This window comes from Qipengyuania aquimaris, from assembly GCF_020171965.1.
GTDB classification, from domain to species: Bacteria; Pseudomonadota; Alphaproteobacteria; order Sphingomonadales; family Sphingomonadaceae; genus Qipengyuania; species Qipengyuania aquimaris_A.
Map to the genome: position 1 here is coordinate 675,152 of NZ_JAIUZK010000002.1, position 16,552 is coordinate 691,703.

Sequence of the window (16,552 nt, forward strand, 5' to 3'; positions counted from 1 at the left end):
TCTAGGTGATTGCGATGGTGCCGCTCCTCATCGCGTTTTTTGTCACAGCCTTGCTCTACGCAAGCGTCGGTTTCGGCGGCGGGTCGACCTATAATGCGCTGCTGGCGCTGTCGGGCGTCGATTACCGCATCCTCCCGATGATCGCGCTGGCGTGCAACATCGTGGTGGTGGCGGGAAGCACCATTCGCTTCGCTAAGGCGGGTGTGACGCCGTGGCGTCAGGCCGGGGTGCTCACCGCGATTGCTGCGCCTGCCGCATTGCTCGGAGGACTGACCCCGATATCGGAGACAGCGTTCCTGACGCTGCTGGGTGCTGCATTGTTGCTGACTGCGGCGACGATGCTGGTTCCGGTGCGCGATACGGAAGGGCAGTCTCAGAACCGCGGGGCGTGGGCATGGCTGTTCGCTGCGCCACTCGGGTACCTGGCAGGACTTGTGGGGATTGGCGGAGGCATCTTCCTCGCTCCGCTCCTGCACCTGATGAAATGGAATTCGGCGCGGGCCATCGCCGCGACTGCCAGCCTGTTCATCCTCGTGAACTCGCTCTTCGGATTGGCGGGCCAGATCCTGAAGGGCGGGGAGGGCAGGTTCGTTGCCGCGCTTGATATGGGCCTGCCACTGCTCGTCGCCGTGGCGATCGGGGGGCAGATCGGCAGCCTGCTCGCGCTCAAATACCTTCCCCAGCGCTGGATACGATGGGGCACGGCCGCGCTCACCGCGTGGGTGGGCGCGCGCTTACTTTTTGGATTGTAAGAGAAAAGTGGCTCCCCGAGTTGGATTCGAACCAACGACCAAGTGATTAACAGTCACCTACTCTACCGCTGAGCTATCGGGGAGCAGCCTGTACGGCAGGGGTGCGCCTATATGGGCGGGGATTTGCTTTGGCAAGCGGGGTTTTGCAAAAAATTGCGGGCGCCTTGTCCGGCGCCGCTTCTCAGACCTGAAATTGCTCCGCCACAATGCGTTCGTCGAGGGTGTGGCCAGGATCGAAGAGCAGCGTCAGGGTCTTGTCGCGCGCGATCTCCAGTCGGACTTCGGCGACGTCGCGCAGCTCGCGCTGGTCGGCCACAGCAGCCACGGGGCGCTTCTCCGATTCTAGCACGCGGAAGGTGATGCAGCTGCGATCCGGGAGGATCGCGCCCTTCCAGCGGCGCGGGCGGAACGCGGAAATCGGGGTGAGGGCGAGGAGTTGGGAATCGAGCGGCAGGATCGGCCCGTCGGCAGACAGGTTATAGGCGGTGGAGCCGGCGGGGGTCGACAGCAGGACGCCGTCGCATACCAGTTCCTTGATCCGGACCTTGTCGTCCACCAGCACTTCGATCTTCGCGGTCTGGCGGGTTTCACGCAGCAAGGACACTTCGTTGATGGCGCAGAACCGCTCCGTGCGCCCGTCCTGCGTTTTCGCCTCCATCGCCAGCGGGCTGATGTTCAACTCCTTGGCGCGCGCGAGGCGGCTCAGCAGCTTGTCCGGCTGGCGGTTGCGGTTCATCAGGAAGCCGACGGTGCCCAGGTTCACGCCATAAGCGGGAATGATCCGCCCGGAATCGAGCATGGAATGCAGGCTCTGGAGCATGAAGCCGTCGCCACCAAGGACGACAACCGCATCCGCCTCTTCGATAGGAACCCAGTCGGCAAGGGGGCGATAGACTTCCGCCGCAGCTTCCTGCGCGCGGTCCGAATCCGAAACCAAGAGTGCCAGTCGGTTATAGTCGGCCATTGCCTGTCCCGTTTTCGACCATCTTCGGACGGCCCTTGAAGCGAACCCCTATGGGCGAGCGTCCCATTTGGCAACAAATGCAGAAATTCTGGCAATATTTGCCGCGCGAGTGGATAAGCAGGTCCCATGGGTCGCGCAGATGAAACGATTATGGACGAAACGAAGGACATCCTGACGGGCCTTGCCGACCCGGCGCAGCTGCGCCGGACGGTCGCGCGCTGGCAGTCGGAATGGCCGGAACCGGGCGGGACCTGCCCGATCCACGCGATGCTGATCACGATCGGCCGGATCGACACCGTGAACGTGGCCTTCGGCGAAAGCGCGGGCGACGTGGCCCTGGTCGAAGTCGCCCAGCGCATCCGTCATTTCGCTTCGGACGAACTGGAAAGCGGCGTCTGGCTCGCCGCGCGGCTCAACGGCGGCAACTTCATGCTGCTTGCGCGCGAGGAATGCAGCCGCGAACGCTGGCAATGGCTGGCCGAGGCGCTGGCCGACGCGATTGCAGGGCCCATCGTGAACCCCGAAGGCGGATCGAACCTGCGCCTCTGGCCCCGGATCGCGCTGATGCGGGCGAGCGAGCATGACGATGCCGACACGATCCTCGACAGGTTGTCGGAACTGGCCGAACGCAGCCGTCAGTCCGCGGGGTCTCGTATCGCCTGGTCGAGCGGGATCGTGGCGCAGGGCAAGCGGTCGAGCCACGAGCTGGAGGCCGACCTGCTGGCCGCGATCGACCGCGACGAGATCGAGATTCTCTTCCAGCCGCAATTTTCCCTCTCGGATGACCGGATGATCGGCGCGGAGGCTCTGGCGCGCTGGCACCATCCGGTCATCGGCAAGGTCGGGGCAGGCGCCCTTTTCCAGATCGCGGACCGGGCCGACCAAACGGCGCAGCTATCCCGGCATATCGCAGAGCGTGCGCTGCAGGGTGCGCGCAGTTGGCCAGAAGGCCTGCGCCTGTCGCTCAACATCACGCCGGCGGACCTAGCGGTAGAGAATTTCGCACTCGACTTCGCGCGCCTGTCGGACACGGTCGGCTTCCCGATGGAGCGGGTTACGCTGGAGATTGTCGAGCAGGTCCTGCTTGGCGACCTCGACCGGGTGAAGAGTGTGCTCGACCAGCTGAAACTGCTCGATTGCCGGATTGCGCTCGACGATTTCGGCGCCGGTTTCTGCAATTTCCGCTACCTGAAAGTGCTCTCGCTGGACTGCATCAAGCTCGACCGCTCGATGGTCGATGGTGTGATCGATGACGAGCGCGACCAGGCTGTCTTCCGCGCGATCATGGGCATGGCCCGCGCGCTGGACCTCAGCGTGCTGGTGGAAGGCATTGAAACCGAGGCACAGCGGGATTTCTGCGCGCGCGAAGGCTGCGAATACTATCAGGGCTTCCTGCGGGCAGAGCCGATGACGGCGTCGGAGTTCGATCTTCTCGCCCGCAGCTAGGCCTTCTCGCGCTTGCGAGCCTTGCGCGCGATCCCGGACAGACCCTTGGTCAACTGGAACAGGCCGTTCAGCCTGCTTTCCGGCGAATTCCACGCCCTGCTGATGACCAGTTTCATGTCCGGGCGCAGCTTTGCGGTGCCCTGTAGCCGGTCGACATAGGCAATAAGGCCCGGACCGTCGGGGAAATTGTCCTGGTGGAACGTCACCAGCGTGCCTGCCGCGCCGACGTCGATCTTGGCGATGTTCGCCTCAATCGCCTGCAGCTTGATCCTGATCAGCCTGACCAGGTTTTCCGTGGCCGGGGGCAGCGGGCCGAAACGGTCGATCATCTCTGCGGCGAGCGCTTCGATCTCGGCAGCATTTTCTGCATCGTTTAGGCGGCGATAGAGCGCCATGCGAACCGCCAGGTCGGGGACGTAGTCTTCCGGGATCATGATCGGGGCATCGACCGTGATCTGCGGGCTGACGGTTTCCGGCTTGGCCTCGAGACCCATCTCGCCGGCCTTGGCCGCCAGGATCGCGTCTTCCAGCATCGACTGGTAGAGTTCGAAACCGACCTCGCGGATGTGGCCGGACTGCTCGTCGCCCAGCAGGTTACCCGCCCCGCGTATGTCGAGGTCGTGGCTGGCGAGCTGGAAGCCCGCACCGAGGCTGTCGAGATCGCCGAGGACCTTGAGGCGCTTCTCCGCGACCTCTGAAAGCTGCGTATCCTTCTCGTAAGTGAGATAGGCGTAGGCGCGCAGTTTCGACCGGCCCACGCGCCCGCGCAGCTGGTAAAGCTGGGCGAGGCCGAAAATGTCTGCGCGGTGGATGATGATGGTGTTCGCGCTCGGCAGGTCGAGCCCGCTTTCGACGATCGTTGTCGCCAGCAGCACGTCGTACTTGCCCTCGTAGAAGGCGCTCATCCGCTCTTCGATTTCGCCAGCGCTCATTTGGCCGTGCGCGGGGACGAATTTCACTTCGGGCACGTTCTCGTGGAGCCAGTCCGACACTGCTTCCATGTCGGATATGCGCGGCACGACGATGAAGCTCTGCCCGCCGCGATGGTGTTCGCGCAGAAGGGCTTCGCGCATCACCATGTCGTCCCATTCCATGACGTAGGTGCGCACGGCGAGCCGGTCGACGGGCGGGGTCTGGATGGTCGACAGCTCGCGCAGGCCCGTCATCGCCATCTGCAAGGTGCGCGGGATCGGCGTCGCGGTCAGCGTCAGCATGTGCACGTCGGCGCGCAGCTGCTTGAGCTTTTCCTTGTGCGTGACGCCGAAGCGCTGTTCTTCGTCGACGATGACGAGGCCGAGTTCCTTGAATTTGGTGTTCTTGGACAGGATCGCATGGGTGCCGACGACGATGTCGATATCGCCGCTCGCCAACCCCTCGCGCGTTTCCTTCATTTCCTTGGCGGAAACGAGGCGCGACAGGCGGCCGACCTTGAGCGGGAAGCCGTTGCAGCGCTGGCTGAAGTTCTCGAAATGCTGGCGCGCGAGGAGGGTGGTCGGGGCGACCACGGCGACCTGCTGCCCGTTCATCGCGGCGACGAAGGCGGCACGCAGCGCAACCTCGGTCTTGCCGAAACCGACATCGCCGCACACCAGCCGGTCCATCGGCCTGCCGCTTTCGAGATCGGACAGGACATCGGCGATCGCACGGTCCTGGTCGTCGGTTTCCTCATACTGGAAGCGGTCGAGGAACTGGTTGTAAGGCCCTTCCTCCACCTCCAGTACCGGCGCTTTCTTCAGCGCGCGCTGGGCTGCAACCTGCATGAGCTCGCCCGCGATCTCGCGGATACGCTCCTTCAGGCGCGCGCGGCGCTTCTGCCACGCCTCGCCGCCGAGCCGGTCGAGCTGGACCGCCTCTTCGGAAGAGCCATAGCGGCTCAGCACGTCGATATTCTCGACCGGGATGAACAGCTTGTCGCCGCCGCGATACTCGAGCTGGACGCAGTCGTGCTTGGACTTGCCCACCGCGATCGGTTCGAGGCCGAGGTATTTGCCGATGCCGTGTTCGGTATGGACGATCAGGTCGCCGACGGAGAGCGCCTGAAGCTCCGCCAGGAAGGCGTCGGCGTCCTTGCGCTTCTTCTTGCGGCGCACGAGGCGGTCGCCGAGGATGTCCTGCTCGGTAAGCAGTTCCATTTCGTCATTGGCGAAGCTGGCCTCCAGCGGCAGCACCATGGCGGCAGGCTTGCCCTTGGCCGACAGGCCAAGCGCTTCCTGCCAGCTTTCCGCCAGCGCGACCGGCTGACCCGCTTCCTCCAGGATCGAGGCGATGCGCGAACGGCTGCCTGTCGAATAGGCTGCGAGGAGGGGACGCTTGCCCGCCTTGCCGAGCGATTTCAGGTGATCGGCCAGGACCGGATAGACATTGTCGCCGCGCGCGCGCTCGGGCGCGAAATCACGTCCCGATCGGAAGCCGAAGCCGACGACCGCATCGCTCTCCGGCTCGTCGAAGGGCGTCGCGCGGTGGGCGGGGGCGTCGGCGAGGGCGGATTTGAATTCGTCCTGCGTCAGATACAGCGCCTCGGGCCTCAAGGGCCGGTAATTTCCCTTGGCCTGCCCCGTGGTCGCCGTGCGCTGCTCGTAATAATCGGACACGTCCCCGATGCGCTCTTCCGCAGCGGCGAGCGATGCCTGGTCGATCACGACGAGATCGTCTTCTCCCAGGTGATCGAAAAGCGTAGTCAGGCGCTCTTCGAACAGCGGGAGCCAGTGCTCCATCCCTGCGAGCCGCCGGCCGTCGCTAACCGCCTCATAAAGCGGGTCCTGCGTCGCATTGGCGCCGAACATCTCGCGATAACGGCTGCGAAAACGCTTGATGCTGTCTTCGTCGAGCAGGGCTTCGCTGGCGGGCAGCAACAGGTGGCTGTCGAGCCGTCCGGTGCTCATCTGCGTATTGGGATCGAAGCTGCGCAGCGATTCCAGCTCGTCGCCGAAGAAATCGAGGCGCAGCGCCTCGTCCATGCCGGAGGGGAACACGTCCACGATGGACCCGCGGATTGCGTATTCACCCTTGTCGATCACCGTGTCGGTGCGGCTGTAGCCCTGGCGCTGCAAGAGCGCGGCAAGGCTTTCGCGGCCGATCTCGGTACCGGGTTTGAATTCACGCACGCTCTCGCGAATGCGGAAAGGCGTTAGGACGCGCTGGAGCACGGCATTGGCCGTGGTGACGACCAGCTGTGCCTTCGCCTTGCCAGTCTGCAGACGATGCAGCGCGGCGAGACGCTTGGCGCTGACCGACAGGGCCGGACTGGCCCGGTCGTAGGGGAGCGAATCCCAGGCGGGGAATTCGATGACTTCCAGTTCCGGCGCGAAGAAATGTGCGGCATCCGTCACCGCTCTCATCGCGGCATCGTCGGGCGCGATCAAAACCGCGCGTCCGGTGCTGGCACGGGCGAGGTCGGCCATGACCAGCGGCTGCGCGCCGCGCGCGACCTGTGCCAGCGTCAGCGGCTGCATGGCTTTGAGGATGCGGGAAAGGTCGGGCATTGAAGGGACAGCGCGATAACGAGCCGCGTGTTCCCGTCAACGCACTATTGCGCGCTCAGCGCGGAATATCGACGTAATCGAGCTCTTGCATCTTGGCCATCAGCGCGCCTTCGAAACGCGGCGGCGTGGGCTGGGTCTTGAGCGCCCACGCCATCACGTCGACATCGTCTTCTTCCAGCAGGGCTTCGAACCAGGCCAGTTCCTCCGCGCCCCAATCCGCGTGATAGCGGTCGAAGAAGCCGCCGATCATATAATCGGCTTCGCGGGTGCCGCGGTGCCAGGCGCGAAAACGGGCGCGCTGTTTCCTGCCTTCGAAGGTGAGCAATTCTGCCATGGCTGCGCGGGTAGGGCACTCGCCAAATGCGCGCAAGCGGCTATAGCGCAAATCACTATGCGGCCCGACGTGCTCAATCCCCTGTTCGCCGAAACCGACACGCTGGACGGCGTCGGCCCGAAGCTGAAGAAGCCGCTGGAGAAACTGGGCCTCACGCGGATCAGGGACGTCGCCTATCACCTGCCCGACCGCTTCGTCACGCGGCGCGCGGTCGAAACGCTGGATGAGGCGGGCGAGGGTGAGAATATCGTCATCCGCCTGACGGTGACCGAACATCGCGGCGGCAGGTCGCCGCGCGCGCCCTATCGCGTTCTGGCGCAGGACAGCATCGGCAATGTGCTGTCGATCACCTATTTCGGCCGCGCCTCCTACACGGCAAAGAAGCAGCTGCCGGTGGGCGAGACCCGCTGGGTGGCGGGCAAGCTGGAACGGTACGGCGACATGCTCCAGATGGTCCATCCCGACCACGTGGTGGAAGAAGGCGGCGATACCCTCCAGCGCCTGTGCGAGCCGGTCTATCGCCTGTCGGAAGGCCTGACGCAGCCGAAAGTCGCAGGGCTTGTCGGGCAGGCGCTGGACCGTTGTCCCGCTCTTCCGGAATGGATCGAGCCTACACAGGTCGACAAGCACGACTGGCCCGCCTGGCAGGAGGCCATGCGCCTTGCGCACAAGGGCGAGCACAAGGCCGCGCGCGACCGGCTGGCTTACGATGAACTGCTGGCCAATGCGCTGGCGCTGATGCTGGTCCGGGCGGACAACCGCAAGCGCAAGGGCCAGACGCTGCAGGGCGATGGCAGCTATCGCGGGAAACTGGACCTGCCATTCCCGCTGACGGGCGCGCAAAAGCGGTCCATTGCCGAAATCGAGGGCGACATGGCGCAGGAAGCGCCCATGCTGCGCCTGCTCCAGGGCGATGTCGGTGCGGGCAAGACGGTCGTCGCGCTGGAAGCGATGCTGATCGCGGTGGAGGCGGGGGCACAGGCCGCCTTGCTGGCCCCGACGGAAATCCTCGCCCGCCAGCATTACGAGAGCCTGCGCCGCATGGCCGAGCCGACCGGGGCGCAGGTCGCGCTGCTCACCGGGCGCGACAAGGGCAAGGCACGCGAAGCGACACTGATGGGGCTGCTGGACGGAAGCATCGACATCGTCGTCGGCACCCATGCGATTTTCCAGGACAAGGTGGCCTATCGCAATCTCGCCATGGTCGTGATCGACGAGCAGCACCGCTTCGGGGTCGGGCAGCGGCTGATGCTGGCGAGCAAGGGCAAGCGCGCACCGCATGTGCTCGCCATGACCGCCACGCCGATCCCGCGTACGCTGACGCTCGCCCAGTATGGCGAGCTCGATGTGAGCAAGCTGGACGAGCTTCCGCCCGGTCGCCAGTCGATCGACACGGTGGTTATGGGGCAGGACAGGATCCCCGCGCTGGCGGAGCGGCTCGCCGCGCAGTTCGAACAGGGAAGGCAGGCCTTCTGGGTCTGCCCGATGGTGCGCGAGATGGACGGGCCGGAGGAAATTGCTGCGGCCGAGGCGCGCTATGCCTCGCTGAAGGAGCGGTTCAGCGACGACGTGGTGATGGTCCACGGCCAGCTGGCACCGGAAATGAAGGACGCCGCCATGGAGCGCTTTGCCCGCGGTGATGCGCGCCTGCTGGTGGCGACCACCGTCATCGAAGTCGGGGTCGACGTGCCCAACGCGACGCTCATGGTGATCGAGCAGGCCGAGCGCTTCGGACTGGCGCAACTGCACCAGCTTCGCGGACGCGTCGGGCGCGGGAGCGAGAAGAGCTTCTGCGTCCTGCTCCACGGCGAAAACCTGTCCGAAACGGCGCAGAAACGGCTGGCGTTGATGCGGGAGACGCAGGACGGCTTCCTGCTTGCCGAAGAAGACCTGCGGCTGCGCGGTGGGGGCGAATTGCTCGGCACGCGGCAATCGGGCGACACGCCGTTCACCATCGCGAGTTTCGAACAGATCACCGAACTCTTGCCCAAGGCCCATGACGATGCGCGCCTGTTGATGGAGCGCGACGGCGGGCTGGAAGGCAAGCGCGGGGAAGCGGCGCGGATCCTGCTCTATCTCTTCGAACGCGACTTCGGCGTGAAAACCCTGCGCGGAGGCTAGAAGCCCAGCTCATCGAGCTCGCGCTCGACAGCGGGCCGGTAGCTGTCGCCGAACAGCCGCACGTGGAGCAGCCACATCCAAAGCCGGTAGACCGGCTGCCTCTCGCGCCACCCTCCTTCAAGGTCGAGCGCGGCGAAGAAGCTCTCGGGCGGATGATCGAAAACGGTCAGGCTCGCCGCGTCGACTTCTCGGTCACCCCAGCAGGCGCAAGGATCGATCAGCCCGGTTATCCGGTTGCCCGATGCCAGCACATTCCCGCCCCACAAGTCGCCATGCACGAAGGAGGCGTCAGGGTTCGCCGGAATAAGTGCGTCCAGCGCACCGGCAAGTGTCTCGACCCGCCTGCCGAGCGATATTTCGAGATGCGGGACATGGCAGGCCAGACGCCGCTCGGCCCAGAAGCGCGACCAGCTGTCCGCCGGCGCGTTTTCGACCTGGACGTGACGCAGGGCATAATCCTCGTGCCAGCCGTAAGTGTCGCTCGTCAGCTCGCGCAATCCGTGGAGCGCTTCGGCAAGGCTATCCCACGCATCGCCAAACCCGCCTCGCGCTACAAGATGCTCGATAACCATTACATCATCGCGGCAGCCGATTACCCTCGGCGAGGGGGTGGAAGCTGTCTCCATCGCGAGCAGCATTCCCGCTTCTACCGAGACGACGGGGCCGGTTTTCACCACGAATTTGCGGCCATCTGCCAGTCTTACCGCAGAGGCTCCGGATATGTCGCCACCAGGAAAGCGCTCGATACTCTCGACTGCCGCGCCGCAAATCGCTTCGATCGCCGCGCGCAGTTCCTGCGTCACGCCGTTTCCGCCAGAATACGCTCGACCGTGCCGCGAACGTCGACGCGTGCTCCCAGCCTCGCGCCGAGCAGGGCAGTGCCGCTGACCTTGCGCTGGACGAAGAGGGTTTCGGGCGGAGGAAGGTGCCAACTCGCCTTGTCCTTCGCGATCGGCATGACTTCCTCGCGGATTTGCGGGACGAAAGCGCGGTCGCCGAAGTCGAGCTGTCCCTCGCGCGACATTTCCGTCACCACGATATCGATCGCGCGGTCGATGCGCTCGGGATGGCGTTCGATAGCCTGCGGCGCGATGAAGCCGGCAGCGACGGCCTCATCGCGCACGCGCGGGCGATCTTCGGCAAGGCCAGCCTCGAGCAAGCGGCGGTAATCCGCGGATATCGCGGGATCGACCTTTCGTGCCGCGCCGAAATCGAGCAGCACGATCTGCCCGGTATCCGCGCGATAGCGATAGTTGGCGAAGTTGGGATCGGTCTGCATGAAACCGAAATCGAACAACTCGCGCCCGACCAGTTCGATCAGATTGGCGAAGGCCGCATCGCGCACATCCTGCGGCTCGTCGGCCAGCGCCTCGATGGGGCGTCCTTCCTCGAAACTCATCGCCAGGATTTGCGAACGAGTAAGCGCGGGATCGAGCGTGGGAAGGGCAAAGCGATCGTCGCCTTTAAGCAATTCGGCATAGCATTGCATCATGCGGCCTTCGCGCTCGTAATCCGCTTCCTCGCGCAGCTGGGCCTTCGCCGCAGCTAGCATCGGCGCAATGTCGAGTTCCTCAGGCAGCAAACCGGTCATCCGCAGCAGTCCGGCCACGTTATCGACGTCGGATTCAATGCTCTGCGCGACGCCGGGATATTGGACCTTGATGGCCATTGTCCGCCCGTCGCGGGTGAGGGCGCGGTGGACCTGCCCGATCGATGCCGCGGCAATCGGTCTCGGCTCGAACCGCCGGAACTGCTTGCGCCAGTCCTTGCCCCATTGCTCTGCAAGAACCTTGTCGAGCTGGCGCGGCGGCATGAAATCGGCCTGTTCGCGCAAACGGGCGAGGATAGCGGCAAGCTCGGGCGGCAGGACATCGCCCGCATCCATGGAGATCATCTGGCCCAGTTTCATTGCCGCACCGCGCATATGGGCGAGCCGGTCGGCAAGGCGTCTGGCGTTGCCCGGCGTCAGCAGCATCTGGTCCATGCTGGGCCGCTCGCCCGCAGCAAGACGCCGCGCCCCTTCGCCCAGCGCGCCTGCAACCATGCCTCCGGCAAGCCCGCCGAAGCCTGCCAGCCGTCCTATGCGGGAGGAGGGAACCGAGCGCGCGCGGCGCTTGTCTTCGTCAGCCATTTTCCGACAACATCACCGCGACCAGCGCCTGGGCCCCGGCATCGACCTCGCTCCAGGTAACGGCAAATCCGTCGGCCCCGCCGTAGTAGGGATCGCCGACCTCGCGTCCTTCCTGCCCGGGCACGATATCGAGCAGCATGGCGGTTTTCGCCTTGCCATTGCCCGGATCGCGCCGTGCCATGTCCTGCATGTTCGAGCGGTCCATGCCGATGATGAAGTCGAACTCGTGGAAGTCGTCTTGCGACAACTGCCTGCCGCGATAGCCGGTGATGTCGATCCCCTCGCTTCGCGCCTGGTCGATGCTGCGCGGATCGGGCGGCTCGCCGACGTGATAGTCGGCGGTCCCGGCACTATCGACCTTCACGTCGAGGCCCGCATTTTGAGCGGCGCGCCGGAAGGCCGCTTCGGCAAGGGGGGAGCGGCAGATATTGCCGAGACAGACGAACAGAACGGATCGGGAAGCCATATCGCTTGAACGAGGCAGGCAGGCAGGGGTTTCCACCCGGCGGCGAATATCCGGTATGCCTAGGCGAAAGGTCGCAATGCGCATTCCCTCTTAGTCTGCTATGCTCGGGCGATGGCGAGCGAACTCAGCGAGATCGAGAGTTTCCTCAGGGCGACCGCTCCTTTCGACAGGCTCGGCGATGAGCAAGTTCGCGCCATCGTCCGCAAGATCACCGTGCGCTATTACCGGAACGGAGATGAAATCCTGCGCAGCGGCGAGCACAACGACTTCCTGTTCGTCGTGCGATCGGGTGCGGTGGAATTGCGGCTGGCGGGGGACGAGCTGACCGCGCGGCTGGAGCGCGGCGGATGTTTCGCTTTCCCCTCGCTGCTGCGCGGCGGCGAGGTGCGCAATACGACGACCGCGCTGGAAGACACGCTCTGTTATCTGCTTCCGGCGGACGACTTCCACGCCTTGCGGAAAAGCTCGCAAGGCTTTCGCGACTATTTCGCCGATAGCGAGCAGGAACGCATCCGCAGCGCGGTCCGCGATCTTAAACGCAATCGGTCCCAATCGCTCGAACAGATCACGATCGGCTCGCTGGTCCCGCACCGCGAGCCGGTGTCGTGCAGTCCCAATCTTTCGATAGCCGATGCCGCCTCGCTCATGAGCGACCGGGACGTCAGCACATTGGCCGTGTGTAGCGACGGGCGGCTGAAAGGCATTTTTACGGACAAGGACTTGCGAAACCGCGTGGTCGCCATGCGCAGGTCGCTTGATGCGCCGATTTCCGACGTCATGACGCCGTCTCCGCTGACACTACCGGAAGGGGCCAGCCTGTCGGAGGCGATGGGGATGATGGCGGCCGGGGGCTTTCGCCACATCCCGGCACTTGGCTCGACAGGGGAACTGCGCGCGATCCTGAGCGCGACCGACATCCTTGCGCATCTCGGAGATAGCGCGATCGACACCGGCATGCTGGTGTCCAATTCTGCCACCCCCGAGGCGCTGATCGCTGCCGCGAAACAGATCCCCGAAGGCTTTGCGCGCATGGAGGCTGGCGGCTTCCATGCCGAACATACGATGCGGTTTACCTCCGCGCTCGGCGAAGCGGTTCACAGGCGTGCAGCCCAGCTGGCAGAGGCTGAACTGGGACCACCGCCGGTCCCCTATGCCCTGCTTGCTTTCGGCTCGCTTGCCCGCGGCGAACAATTGGTGGGATCTGACCAGGATAACGGGATCGTCATGGACGATGCTGTGGACGGGGCAGGGCGGGAATATTTCGCTGCTCTGGGAGCGCGTGTCTCGGACATCCTGAACGATGCCGGGTATGTCTATTGCAACGGCGGGATCATGGCGAAAAACGCCGATCAGCGCCTCACCGTCGGCGAATGGCGGGATCGCTATTCGCGCTGGATATCCGATCCCGACGAAGACAGCATCCTGCGCGCGACGATATTCTTCGATATGCGCGCAGTCCACGGCTCTGCCGAGCTTGCGGCGAACCTGCGCGGTCCAGTGCTGGATCAGGCGAAAGCTAGTCCGCTGTTCATCAGCTATCTGGCGCGGGATGCCCAGCGCAGCCGCGTGCCACTAGGCATATTCCGCAACCTGGTGCTGGAAAAATCGGCGGACGGCGAAAAGGTTTTCGACGCCAAGGCGCAGGCCATCCTGCCGATCATCGATATCGCCCGCAGCCTTGCATTGTCCGAAGGCATTGCCGCCGTCGGCACGCTCGAGCGGCTGGATGCATTGGCCGAGGCAGGCAAGATGGCACGGGGCGATGCAGAGAGCCTGAAGGACGCATTCCTGCTCGTGAACGAACTGCGCATCGCACATCAGGCCGCGCAGGTGCGCGCCGGTATCGCGCCCGATAACCGCATCGCCCCGGCAACGCTTTCGCCCCTGGAGCGCGATTACCTGAAGGATGCATTTTCCGTCGTCCGGGCCGGGCTGGAATCGCTCAGACGCAATCTGGCGGGCGGCATTGCGTGAACGGCTGGGCCGCTGGCGTTTCGCGCGCGGTCTCAAAGCCTGCGCTGCTGCCGACGACGAAGTCCTGACCCGCTACGCCGGTGCCGCATGGCCATCGCCGGACATTCCCGCGCGCGAGGCGCCGCTGCTGGCGCTCGATTTCGAGCTCGATGGCCTGGCCCGCAATGCCCACGTCCTGCAGGCGGGTTGGATCGGTTTCGATAGCGGCGGGATTGCTCTTGCAGGAGCGCGTTCGGTCGATGTCCGCAGTCTCAGGCAGTTGGACGATAGCGCTGTCGCAGTTCACGGTATCGGCGAAGAGCGCGCGCGGCAGGGCGTGGCACTGCAAGAGGCAGCGCGCAGCTTCCTTGGCGACCTTGCGGGCAGGATACTGGTCGCCCATGGCGCATCCATCGAGCGCGACGTCATCCGGCGGATATCCAGGGCAATGTTCGGTATCGAAGCGCCGGTGCGCGCGATCTGCACGCTGCAACTGGAACGGAGGATCAGCCCCAACCTGGTGGGTAGCGATGCCTATCGCCTGGCGGCCGCGCGCAAGCGGCACAATCTGCCAAGTTACGCCCAGCACGACGCCTTGTCCGATGCGCTGGCGGCTGCCGAACTGTTCCTCGCTCAGCTATCCAGGCTGCCAGCGGACGTCAGGTTGGGATCTCTCGAAAGCTGGTAGCGCCCTATTAGACTTATGTCGCTCTCGCCCTTGTGACGCCTCTTCCATAGCCTCGTGAAGAAGCTCCCGAATCTGCGGGTGCTCGACACATAGGAGGAAGGGGGAGGCCATGGCCGAAACAAACGAAACCCATGAAACCAGCGAAGCGGAGGGCGCCTACTGGCGCGACAATATCCGCCTGCTGGTCAGTTTGATGGCGATCTGGTTCGCCTGTTCCTTCGGGGCGGGTATCCTGTTTCGCGAGTGGCTCGACCAGTTCATGCTCGGCGGATACCCGCTCGGCTTCTGGTTCGCCCAGCAGGGTTCGATCTACATCTTCATCGCGCTCATCGTCTTCTACGTCGTCAGGATGAAGAAGCTCGAGCGCAAATACGATCTCGACGATTGAGGAGGTGATCATGGACACACAGACCCTGATCTACTTGTTCGTTGGCCTCAGCTTCGCACTGTACATCGGTATCGCGATCTGGTCGCGCGCCGGTTCGACGAAGGAATTCTACGTTGCCGGCGGCGGGGTGAACCCGGTCGTCAACGGTATGGCGACAGCGGCCGACTGGATGAGCGCGGCAAGCTTCATCTCGATGGCCGGTCTCATCGCCTTCCTCGGTTATGACGCGTCGGTTTATCTGATGGGCTGGACCGGCGGCTACGTGCTGCTGGCGCTGTTGCTTGCGCCTTACCTGCGCAAGTTCGGCCAGTTCACCGTGCCCGATTTCATCGGCACGCGGTACTATTCCAAGACTGCGCGCGTGGTGGCGGTGATCTGCCTGATCTTCATCAGCTTCACCTATATCGCAGGCCAGATGCGCGGCGTGGGGATCGTGTTCTCGCGCTTCCTGGATGTGCCGATCACGCTCGGCGTGATCATCGGCATGGGCATCGTCTTCGTCTATGCGGTGCTCGGCGGGATGAAGGGCATCACCTACACGCAGGTCGCGCAATATTGCGTGCTGATCTTCGCCTATATGGTCCCGGCCTTCTTCCTGAGCTTCATGATCACAGGCAATCCGATCCCGCAGATCGGCTTGGGGTCGACGGTCGACGACGGGTCCGGGCTATACGTCCTGCAGAAACTGAACCTCGTGCTCTCGGACCTGGGCTTCGGGAATTATACCGACGGCTCCAAGAGCATGATCGACGTGTTCTGCATCACGCTGGCCCTGATGGTTGGTACGGCAGGTCTGCCGCACGTCATCGTGCGCTTCTTCACCGTGCCCAAGGCATCGGATGCACGTAAGTCGGCGGGCTGGGCGCTCGTCTTCATCGCCCTGCTGTACACCACCGCTCCTGCAGTCGGCGCTTTCGCCCGTCTCAACTTCATCGATACGGTGAACGAGACGAGCTATTCCGAAGCACCCGGCTGGTTCAAGAACTGGGAACGCAATGACCTCATCGCCTTCCAGGACAAGAACAATGACGGCGTGATGCAGTACCGCAGCGGCGACGCCTTCGAAGGCGCGCCGGAATTCGCGGAAGGCACCGGCCCCTCGGGCGAGCGTGTCGTGACCAACGCTCCGGTCGCCGACAGTGAGAACGAGGTCTATGTCGACCGCGACATCATGGTGCTGGCCAATCCCGAGATCGGCAATCTGCCAGGATGGGTGATCGCACTGGTCGCAGCCGGCGGCCTCGCTGCGGCCTTGTCTACGGCGGCAGGACTGTTGCTGGTGATTTCCAGCTCGGTCAGCCACGATCTGCTCAAGTCCACCTTCAAGCCGAATATCTCGGAGAAGGGTGAGCTGCTCGCGGCCCGTGTCGCAGCGACGGCGGCAATCGTGGTGGCGGGCTATCTCGGCATCTATCCGCCGGGATGGGTGGCACAGGTCGTGGCATTCGCCTTCGGACTTGCCGCTGCCAGCCTCTTCCCTGCGATCTTCATGGGAATTTTCTCCAAGTCCATGAACAAGGAGGGCGCCATTGCCGGCATGGTCGTGGGTCTGGTCTTCACTTTCGGCTACATCTTCTACTTCAAGTTGATGAACCCGGCGGCGAATGTCGCGGACAACTGGCTGTTCGGTATCTCGCCCGAAGGCATCGGCGTGGTCGGCATGGTGCTGAACTTCGCGGTCGCAATCGCAATCTCGAAGGTGACGGCCAGCCCGCCGGTCGAAATCCGCAAGCTGGTGGACTCGATCCGCGTGCCGCGCGGTGCAGGCGATGCCCACGCGCATTGAGCGTGACGGGTCGTAGATGGAAAGGGCGGTGCCGACAGGTG

The 16,552-nt window shown here is 64.2% G+C and carries 13 protein-coding genes and 1 tRNA gene; 7 read left to right on the forward strand and 7 right to left on the reverse strand.

From position 1 onward, the window contains the following. Positions 1–14 precede the first annotated feature (14 nt). Positions 15–752, forward strand: a complete 738-nt coding sequence (locus LCM24_RS11040) for a sulfite exporter TauE/SafE family protein (protein WP_224804316.1) — start codon at positions 15–17, stop codon at positions 750–752. 8 nt (positions 753–760) lie between these two features. Here the strand turns inward: LCM24_RS11040 and LCM24_RS11045 are convergent. Continuing rightward, a tRNA-Asn gene (locus LCM24_RS11045) sits at positions 761–835 on the reverse strand. A 98-nt stretch (positions 836–933) separates the two neighbouring features. Continuing rightward, positions 934–1,716 (reverse strand): NAD kinase, encoded by a 783-nt coding sequence (locus LCM24_RS11050; protein ID WP_224804318.1) that lies wholly within the window; start codon positions 1,714–1,716, stop codon positions 934–936. Between the two features lie 126 nt (positions 1,717–1,842). On the opposite strand from LCM24_RS11050, the gene LCM24_RS11055 reads away from it, so the two are divergent. Further along, positions 1,843–3,162 carry a bifunctional diguanylate cyclase/phosphodiesterase gene (locus LCM24_RS11055; protein ID WP_224804320.1) on the forward strand — a complete coding sequence of 440 codons (1,320 nt, stop codon included), beginning with the start codon at positions 1,843–1,845 and terminating at the stop codon, positions 3,160–3,162. Here LCM24_RS11055 and mfd read toward each other — a convergent pair. Both mfd and LCM24_RS11065 read right to left on the reverse strand, forming a co-directional pair. Beyond that, a complete protein-coding gene (mfd, locus tag LCM24_RS11060; protein ID WP_224804322.1) occupies positions 3,159–6,644 on the reverse strand; it encodes a transcription-repair coupling factor in 3,486 nt (1,161 codons plus the stop codon). The two genes, LCM24_RS11055 and mfd, sit on opposite strands and share 4 nt — an antisense overlap. A 55-nt stretch (positions 6,645–6,699) precedes the next feature. Then, entirely contained in the window at positions 6,700–6,978 is a 279-nt protein-coding gene (locus LCM24_RS11065; RefSeq protein ID WP_090480114.1) for a succinate dehydrogenase assembly factor 2, read from the reverse strand. A gap of 57 nt (positions 6,979–7,035) precedes the next feature. Here LCM24_RS11065 and recG point away from each other — a divergent pair, with 57 nt between their 5' ends. Next, a complete protein-coding gene (gene recG / locus LCM24_RS11070) occupies positions 7,036–9,099 on the forward strand; it encodes an ATP-dependent DNA helicase RecG (RefSeq protein ID WP_224804324.1) in 2,064 nt (687 codons plus the stop codon). Here recG and LCM24_RS11075 read toward each other — a convergent pair. From LCM24_RS11075 to LCM24_RS11085, 3 genes are read right to left on the reverse strand one after another with little or no spacing between them, the layout of a single operon-like run. Further along, the gene (locus LCM24_RS11075) at positions 9,096–9,902 is read right to left on the reverse strand and encodes a fructosamine kinase family protein (protein ID WP_224804326.1); all 807 of its coding nucleotides are present in this window, start codon (positions 9,900–9,902) and stop codon (positions 9,096–9,098) included. The genes recG and LCM24_RS11075 overlap by 4 nt on opposite strands. Continuing rightward, positions 9,899–11,230 (reverse strand): ABC1 kinase family protein, encoded by a 1,332-nt coding sequence (locus tag LCM24_RS11080; protein WP_224804328.1) that lies wholly within the window; start codon positions 11,228–11,230, stop codon positions 9,899–9,901. The genes LCM24_RS11075 and LCM24_RS11080 overlap by 4 nt, the downstream gene beginning before the upstream one ends. Continuing rightward, positions 11,223–11,696 (reverse strand): low molecular weight protein-tyrosine-phosphatase, encoded by a 474-nt coding sequence (locus tag LCM24_RS11085; RefSeq protein ID WP_224804330.1) that lies wholly within the window; start codon positions 11,694–11,696, stop codon positions 11,223–11,225. Before LCM24_RS11085 ends, LCM24_RS11080 begins: the two co-directional genes overlap by 8 nt. Before the next feature lie 111 nt (positions 11,697–11,807). On the opposite strand from LCM24_RS11085, the gene LCM24_RS11090 reads away from it, so the two are divergent. From LCM24_RS11090 to LCM24_RS11105, 4 genes are all read left to right on the forward strand, one after another. Further along, positions 11,808–13,670 carry a putative nucleotidyltransferase substrate binding domain-containing protein gene (locus tag LCM24_RS11090; protein WP_224804332.1) on the forward strand — a complete coding sequence of 621 codons (1,863 nt, stop codon included), beginning with the start codon at positions 11,808–11,810 and terminating at the stop codon, positions 13,668–13,670. Further along, a complete protein-coding gene (locus LCM24_RS11095; protein ID WP_224804334.1) occupies positions 13,663–14,337 on the forward strand; it encodes an exonuclease domain-containing protein in 675 nt (224 codons plus the stop codon). Before LCM24_RS11090 ends, LCM24_RS11095 begins: the two co-directional genes overlap by 8 nt. Positions 14,338–14,446: 109 nt before the next feature. Next, a complete protein-coding gene (locus tag LCM24_RS11100) occupies positions 14,447–14,725 on the forward strand; it encodes a DUF4212 domain-containing protein (RefSeq protein WP_090480089.1) in 279 nt (92 codons plus the stop codon). 10 nt (positions 14,726–14,735) lie between these two features. Continuing rightward, positions 14,736–16,511 carry a sodium:solute symporter family protein gene (locus LCM24_RS11105; protein WP_224804336.1) on the forward strand — a complete coding sequence of 592 codons (1,776 nt, stop codon included), beginning with the start codon at positions 14,736–14,738 and terminating at the stop codon, positions 16,509–16,511. Positions 16,512–16,552 lie beyond the last annotated feature (41 nt).